The following is a 7,702-nucleotide window of genomic DNA, read 5'->3' as shown; positions in this document are numbered from 1 at the left end:
GACTGAAAAACATTGAATTGCTTGACAAATGGTAAAAAAATGGCTCCATAATCTCTGCAGTGGTGTTACCCACTACAGAAATTATAGAGCCAAAAAAGTTTGGAACTCCCCATTCCAAACTTTTTTACAGCCCAAATCCTGTCACTGTCACTCCTAAAAGACGCACACCCTTTGTCTGCTCGTCCAATCTATCATAAATCTCATGTGCAATGCGTTCAATCTGCTCCGCATCTTGCGTTCTTGTCGCTAAGCTCTGCCTTTTTGTCAATGTTGAAAAATCCGCATAGCGAATCTTCAGGACAATCGTCTTTCCAGACTTTTCATGTTTTTTTAAACTACGAGCAACCTTTTGCGATAAAAGTGTCAATTCCTTTTTTATGTCGTCTTCGTCATATAGTAATTTTCCGTAAGTCCTTTCCTTACCAATAGACTTACGAATACGATTGACTTTCACTGGTGAATTGCTGATGCCTCTTGCCTTGCGATAAAGGTCAAAACCAAACCGCCCAAACAAATCAATCAAGGTCATCTCAGAAATTTTCAACAAATCTTCCCCCGTATAAACACCCATATCATGCAGCTTTGCTACTGTCTTTTTCCCAACACCGTAAAATTTGGCAACATCCATTTGAGACAGAAAAGATTCTGCTTCTCCCGGCAAAACCACGGTCAGCCCGTGAGGCTTTTCATAGTCACTAGCCATTTTTGCCAAAAATTTGTTATAGGAAACACCAGCAGAACTGGTCAAATGAAGCTCTGTCCATATCTCGTGCTGGATTAACTTGGCCATCTTGACAGCAGATTTCATATCCAGCTTATTTTTGGTCACGTCCAGATAGGCTTCATCAATACTGATTGGCTCAATCATATCTGTATATCGTTTAAAAATGGCTCGAATTTGCTGGCTGACTGCCTGATATTTTTCATAATTTCCCGAAATGAAAACCGCCTGTGGACAACGCTCATAAGCTTCTTTGGAGCTCATAGCTGAGTGAACACCAAACTTGCGCGCCTCATAATTGCAAGTTGAGACAACGCCTCGTCCGCCTGTTAAACGAGGGTCTGCTCCGATGATGACCGGCTTGCCTTTTAGTGCTGGATTGTCTCTTTCTTCTACGGAGGCAAAAAAGGCATCCATATCAATGTGAATGATTTTCCGAGATGTATCATTGATTAAGGGAAAAATTAACATCAATACAGCTCCTTTCTCGACTCTGTTCTTTCTTCCATTATACAATTTTTATCATTTTTTCCAAAATATTTGAAAATATGCTGATTTTTTCAAAAATATAATACAATTTACGCTAGTTTTTAAATCTGTATTATAAAAGAAAGTGCTTTTATGACCAGATTCCATTTGTGGAAACGATTACTATATGATATACTTATTTTATAAATGTAACAGATTTGTGTTACTAGAAAGATACAAGAGGAAAAAAACATGGTTGTTAAAACTGTTGTCGAAGCACAGGATATTTTTGACAAAGCTTGGGAAGGCTTCAAAGGGGAAGATTGGCGCGAAAAAGCTAGCGTATCTCGTTTTGTACAAGCAAACTACACTCCTTATGATGGAGATGAAAGTTTCTTAGCTGGTCCAACTGAACGCTCTCTTCACATTAAAAAAATTATCGAAGACACAAAAGCACATTATGAAGAAACACGTTTCCCAATGGATACACGTGCTACTTCAATCGCTGACATTCCAGCTGGATACATTGATAAAGACAATGAATTAATCTATGGTATCCAAAATGATGAATTGTTCAAATTGAACTTCATGCCAAAAGGTGGTATCCGTATGGCGGAAACTGCTTTGAAGGAACATGGCTATGAACCAGATCCTAAAATGCATGAAATCTTCACAAAATACGTAACAACTGTAAATGACGGTATTTTCCGTGCCTACACAACAAATATCCGTCGCGCACGTCACGCACACACTGTAACAGGTTTGCCAGATGCTTATTCACGTGGACGTATCATCGGTGTTTATGCTCGTCTTGCACTTTACGGAGCAGATTACTTGATGGCTGAAAAAGTGGAAGATTGGAACGCTTTGACAGACATTGATGAAGAAACTATTCGTCTTCGCGAAGAAGTCAACCTTCAATACCAATCATTGAAAGAAGTTGTTCGCTTAGGTGACCTTTATGGTCTTGATGTTCGCAGACCTGCTATGAACGTAAAAGAAGCTATTCAATGGGTGAACATTGCTTTCATGGCTGTCTGTCGTGTTGTCAACGGTGCTGCTACTTCACTTGGACGTGTTCCAATCGTTCTTGACATTTATGCAGAACGTGACTTAGCTCGTGGTACTTTCACCGAATCAGAAATCCAAGAATTTGTTGATGACTTCGTTTTGAAACTTCGTACTGTGAAATTCGCTCGTACAAAAGCTTATGACGAATTGTATTCAGGTGACCCAACTTTCATCACAACTTCTATGGCTGGTATGGGAAATGACGGTCGCCACCGTGTTACAAAAATGGATTACCGTTTCTTGAACACATTGGACAACATCGGTAACTCTCCAGAGCCAAACTTGACAGTTCTTTGGACGGATAAATTACCATACACTTTCCGTCATTACTGCATGCACATGAGTCACAAACATTCTTCTATCCAATACGAAGGTGTAACGACAATGGCAAAAGACGGCTATGGCGAAATGAGCTGTATCTCTTGCTGTGTGTCACCACTTGACCCAGAAAACGAAGAACAACGCCACAACATCCAATACTTCGGTGCTCGTGTAAACGTCCTTAAAGCTCTCTTGACTGGTTTGAACGGTGGTTACGACGATGTTCACAAAGACTACAAAGTATTTGATATTGACCCTATCCGCGACGAAGTACTTGAATTTGAATCTGTTAAAGCAAACTTTGAAAAATCACTTGATTGGTTGACAGACACTTACGTAGATGCATTGAATATCATTCACTACATGACAGATAAGTACAACTATGAAGCTGTTCAAATGGCCTTCTTGCCTACACATCAACGTGCTAACATGGGATTTGGTATCTGTGGATTTGCCAATACTGTTGATACATTAGCTGCTATCAAATATGCTACTGTTAAACCAATTCGCGATGAAAATGGCTACATTTACGACTATGAAACAACTGGTGACTACCCACGTTGGGGTGAAGATGACCCTCGCTCAAACGAATTGGCTGAATGGTTGATTGAATCCTACACAACTCGCCTTCGTAGCCACAGACTGTACAAGAACGCTGAAGCAACTGTATCATTACTTACTATCACTTCAAATGTTGCTTACTCTAAACAAACTGGTAACTCTCCAGTTCACAAAGGGGTTTACCTCAATGAAGACGGCAGTGTGAACTTGTCTAAATTGGAATTCTTCTCACCAGGTGCAAACCCTTCTAACAAAGCTCGTGGTGGTTGGTTGCAAAATCTCAACTCACTAGCTAGCCTTGACTTTGGTTATGCAGCAGACGGTATCTCACTAACTACTCAAGTTTCACCTCGTGCTCTTGGTAAAACTCGTGAAGAACAAGTGGATAACTTGGTAACGATTCTTGACGGTTACTTTGAAAATGGTGGTCAACACGTCAACTTAAACGTTATGGACTTGAAAGATGTCTATGACAAGATTATGAATGGTGAAGATGTTATCGTTCGTATCTCAGGTTACTGTGTCAACACTAAATACCTTACAAAAGAACAAAAAACTGAATTGACTCAACGTGTCTTCCACGAAGTGCTTTCAATGGATGATGCCCTTAGCTAATTCAATTCTATTCTCAAAAACCAGTTGGAAATTCCAGCTGGTTTTCTTCTTTTTTATGCTATAATAGAGGTATTGTTAGTTAAAAGAAAAGGGTGTAAAAATGGTGGAGAAAAGAGATGTAGAAAGGGAAGACAAATTTAATCTAACTGTTGATATCCTGATGTTAGCAGGTACGCTTCTGCTTCAAAGTGGTTCTGAAATTTATCGGGTTGAAGATACCATGATTCGGATTGCTCATTCTCAAGGAATTATGGATTGTAATGCACTCGCAATGCCAGTTGCCATTTTCTTTTCAATTGAAAACACCAATATTTCGCGTATGAAACGCATTACTCATTCAAATTACAATATCGAAAAAGTGTGCGATGTCAATCAAGTATCGCGTGAACTGGTTAGCGGGGACATCAGTCTTGAAGATGCTTTTGAGAAATTAACTCAGCTAAAAAAGAAAAAGACACCTTACACAAACAGGCAACTGACATTTGCTGCTACTATTAGTGCCCCTTTTTTCTCTATCATGTTTGGTGGCAATCTCTATGATGCACTCGGCGCTGCTCTTGCGACCTTCTTTGGCTTTACCTTTTCTCTTTCGGTCAATAAATACGTGCGCATTCCTTTTGTCACAGCTTTTGCAGGAGCTTTTATTTTTGGTCTGCTGGCACAGATCTGGGCGCGCTATTCTGGCTTTCCTTCCAGTGCGGACTTAATCATCGCTGGTGCTGTCATGCCTTTTGTTCCCGGTATTGCTCTGACCAATGCCGTGCGTGATTTGATGACCAATCATCTCAACTCCGGAATGAGCAAAATCTTTGAAACGCTGTTGATCACTTTGGCACTCGGAGCTGGCACTTCCGTAGCTCTCGTCTTAATGAAATAAAAGGTGAATCCATTGACTGTCTTACTACAAGCTGCAGCAAGTTTTCTTGCAATTGTAATGTTCTTAATCGTTTTAAATGTTCAAAAAAGAATGCTCATTCCAGGAGGAATCCTTGGAATGTTCATCTGGCTTTTGTATTATGTATTAAAAGGTCCAACAAATGTGATTATTGCTACGTTTATTGCAGCTATTATCGGATCTTGCATTAGTCAAGTTTTGAGCATTCTTTATAAAACCCCTGCTGTCGTCTTTATCTTAGCCATTTTAGCTCCATTGGTTCCGGGCTATCTTTCTTATCGTACAACGGCCTATTTTGTCACTGGAGATTATAGTCATGCTATGGTTAATGCTACCTTGGTGGTGATTTTAGCCTTGGTCATTTCAATTGGAATGGCAAGTGGTACGGTGGTGCTCAGACTCTACCATTATCTGCAAAAACACCGTTCTTCGTAATTCAACAAAAACAACCGAACTGTCTAAAACCCTTCTTATCTTAAGATGGTCTTTTTCTCAGTTTCCACTTGAATTATGATAAAATGGAATAGAATAATATTTACATGAAACCGAAATATATAGAGGTAATGATGAACATTGGAATTGATAAAATTGGCTTTGCGACAGCCAATTACGTATTAAAATTAGAAAATTTGGCAGAAGCGCGTAACATTGACCCGGAAAAACTAAGCAAGGGACTTTTACTAAAAGAAATTAGTATTGCCCCTGTCACAGAGGATATTGTAACCATGGGAGCGAGTGCAGCAGCATCTATTTTGACCGAAGAAGATAAACAGGCTATTGACATGGTCATCGTAGCCAGCGAATCTGGGATTGACCAAAGTAAGGCTTCTGCTGTTTTTGTTCATGGTTTGCTTGGAATTCAGCCATTTGCACGCAGTTTTGAAATGAAAGAGGCTTGCTACAGCGCTACTGCCGCACTGGATTATGCGAAATTGCACGTCGAAAAACACCCTAGCTCAAAAGTGTTGGTCATTGCAAGCGATATTGCCAAATACGGTATTGAGACACCGGGAGAGCCGACACAAGGCGCTGGTTCGATAGCTATGCTCATCACTAGTCATCCACGAATTCTAGCCTTCAATGAGGACAATGTCGCTCAAACACGAGACATCATGGACTTCTGGCGTCCGAATTATTCCACAACACCCTTCGTCAATGGCATGTACTCCACTCAGCAGTATTTGGATAGCTTAAAAACGACTTGGGCGGAGTACCTAAGACGCAATCAAGTCTCTTTGAAAGATTTTGCAGCAGTTTGTTTTCACTTACCTTATCCAAAGATAGCTTTAAAAGGTATGCGGAAAATCATGGATAAGACATTGCCAAGCGAACAACAAGCACAACTGCAAGAAAATTTTGAGCAATCTATTCTTTACAGTCAAAAAGTAGGTAACATTTATACTGGCTCCCTCTTTTTAGGTCTCCTTTCCCTGCTTGAAAATAGTACGACACTCAAAGCAGGTAACCGCATTGCGCTCTTTAGCTACGGAAGCGGAGCTGTATCAGAAATCTTTAGTGGGCAGCTCGTAGCAGGTTTTGAGCAGCAGCTTGAAGCCAATCGTATGGAAAAACTTGACAGCCGTACACCTCTGAGCATTCCAGATTATGAGAAGGTATTTTTTGAAGAAGCAGAACTAGATGAAAATGGCTCTGCTAGCTTTACAGGCTATGAAAATCAAGACTTTGCCTTAGCAGAAATCGTAGAACACCAACGTACATACATCAAGGTGGAAAAATAATATGAAGATAAGTTGGACGGGCTTTTCAAAAAAATCGCTTCAAGAACGTTTGCAAATTTTAAAAGATTATCACTTACTAAACGAGGATAATCAAACAAACCTTGAGCATAATCACATGCTCCCTCTCTCAACAGCCGACCAAATGAGCGAAAATGTTCTGGCGACATTTGCTCTGCCCTACTCTTTCGTTCCTGATGTTGTGGTAGACGAGCAAGTTTATCAGGTACCTTTCGTAACAGAAGAGCCCTCTGTCGTTGCGGCTGCTAGCTTTGCAGCAAAAATTATTAAGCGCTCTGGAGGCTTCAAAACGACTATTCACAATCGTCAAATGATTGGACAGGTTGCTCTTTATCAAGTAGAAAATATTGAAGCGGCTATAAAAAATATCCAAAATCACAAGCAAGAATTGCTAGAGCTGGCCAATCAAGCACACCCGTCGATTGTCAACCGCGGAGGTGGTGCGCGTGATTTACGTGTAGAATGGCTAAATGGCGAAGCTGAATTTTTAGTCGTTTATCTAACAGTTGACACCCAAGAAGCTATGGGCGCCAATATCCTCAATACCATGCTAGAAGCGTTGAAAACACCATTAGAAGAGTTGACTGGCGGTGAAAGCCTGATAGCAATTCTATCAAATTATGCAACAGAAGCCTTAGTAACTGCCACCTGTGAAATTGATCTTCGTTTTCTTAGTCGAAATAAATCAGAAGCCATTGACATTGCTAAAAAAATCGTGCTGGCAAGCCAATTTGCCAAGCAAGACCCTTATCGTGCCAGCACCCACAATAAAGGCATTTTCAACGGAATTGATGCTGTCGTATTAGCGACAGGAAATGACTGGCGGGCGATTGAAGCTGGTGCGCATGCCTACGCTAGTAGAAATGGTTCCTATCAAGGATTGACTACTTGGTCAATCAAGGAAGTTACTCAAACGCTCTGCGGAGAGATTACGCTTCCTCTTCCCATTGCTACCAAAGGGGGCTCCATTGGGCTCAACCCTACGGTGGAAGTTAGCTTTGACTTGCTAAAACAACCAACCGCCAAAGAGTTAGCCAGTATTATTGCGTCTATCGGCTTAGCGCAAAATTTTGCGGCTCTAAAAGCCCTGGTCAGCACCGGTATCCAGCACGGTCACATGAAGCTACAAGCCAAATCTCTCGCTCTTTTAGCAGGAGCTAAGGATACAGAAATCGCTCTTCTGGTTTCTCAACTCATTTCTGAGAAACATTTTAGTTTCAAAAGAGCACAAGAAATTTTAGAAAACATTCGTCAAAAATCATAGAAAAAAAAGAATCCGATAAGTGAAAAAAC

General features: G+C 40.6%; 6 protein-coding genes. 5 read left to right on the top strand and 1 reads right to left on the bottom strand.

Going from position 1 to position 7,702, the window contains the following annotated elements; genetic code table 11:
* Positions 1-124: 124 nt before the first annotated feature.
* Positions 125-1,192, bottom strand: a complete 1,068-nt coding sequence (dinB, locus tag HMPREF3249_RS08140; protein ID WP_059221245.1) for a DNA polymerase IV — start codon at positions 1,190-1,192, stop codon at positions 125-127.
* A 249-nt stretch (positions 1,193-1,441) separates the two neighbouring features.
* Here dinB and pflB point away from each other — a divergent pair, with 249 nt between their 5' ends.
* From pflB to HMPREF3249_RS08115, 5 genes are all read left to right on the top strand, one after another.
* Positions 1,442-3,757, top strand: a complete 2,316-nt coding sequence (pflB, locus tag HMPREF3249_RS08135) for a formate C-acetyltransferase (RefSeq protein ID WP_059221247.1) — start codon at positions 1,442-1,444, stop codon at positions 3,755-3,757.
* Between the two features lie 100 nt (positions 3,758-3,857).
* A complete protein-coding gene (locus tag HMPREF3249_RS08130; RefSeq protein WP_059221250.1) occupies positions 3,858-4,634 on the top strand; it encodes a threonine/serine exporter family protein in 777 nt (258 codons plus the stop codon).
* 3 nt (positions 4,635-4,637) lie between these two features.
* The gene (locus HMPREF3249_RS08125) at positions 4,638-5,087 is read left to right on the top strand and encodes a threonine/serine exporter family protein (RefSeq protein ID WP_106382352.1); all 450 of its coding nucleotides are present in this window, start codon (positions 4,638-4,640) and stop codon (positions 5,085-5,087) included.
* Between the two features lie 131 nt (positions 5,088-5,218).
* Positions 5,219-6,391, top strand: coding sequence for a hydroxymethylglutaryl-CoA synthase (locus tag HMPREF3249_RS08120; protein ID WP_059221252.1), 1,173 nt, complete (start codon positions 5,219-5,221; stop codon positions 6,389-6,391).
* Position 6,392: 1 nt separating this feature from the next.
* On the top strand, positions 6,393-7,673 hold the full coding sequence (locus tag HMPREF3249_RS08115) for a hydroxymethylglutaryl-CoA reductase, degradative (RefSeq protein ID WP_049534507.1): 1,281 nt from the start codon (positions 6,393-6,395) through the stop codon (positions 7,671-7,673).
* Positions 7,674-7,702 lie beyond the last annotated feature (29 nt).

The organism is Streptococcus sp. HMSC36C04, from assembly GCF_001839535.1.
Taxonomy (GTDB): domain Bacteria; phylum Bacillota; class Bacilli; order Lactobacillales; family Streptococcaceae; genus Streptococcus; species Streptococcus hominis.
The sequence above is the reverse complement of the archived record's forward strand: the minus strand, read 5'-3'. Positions and strand labels throughout refer to the sequence as shown.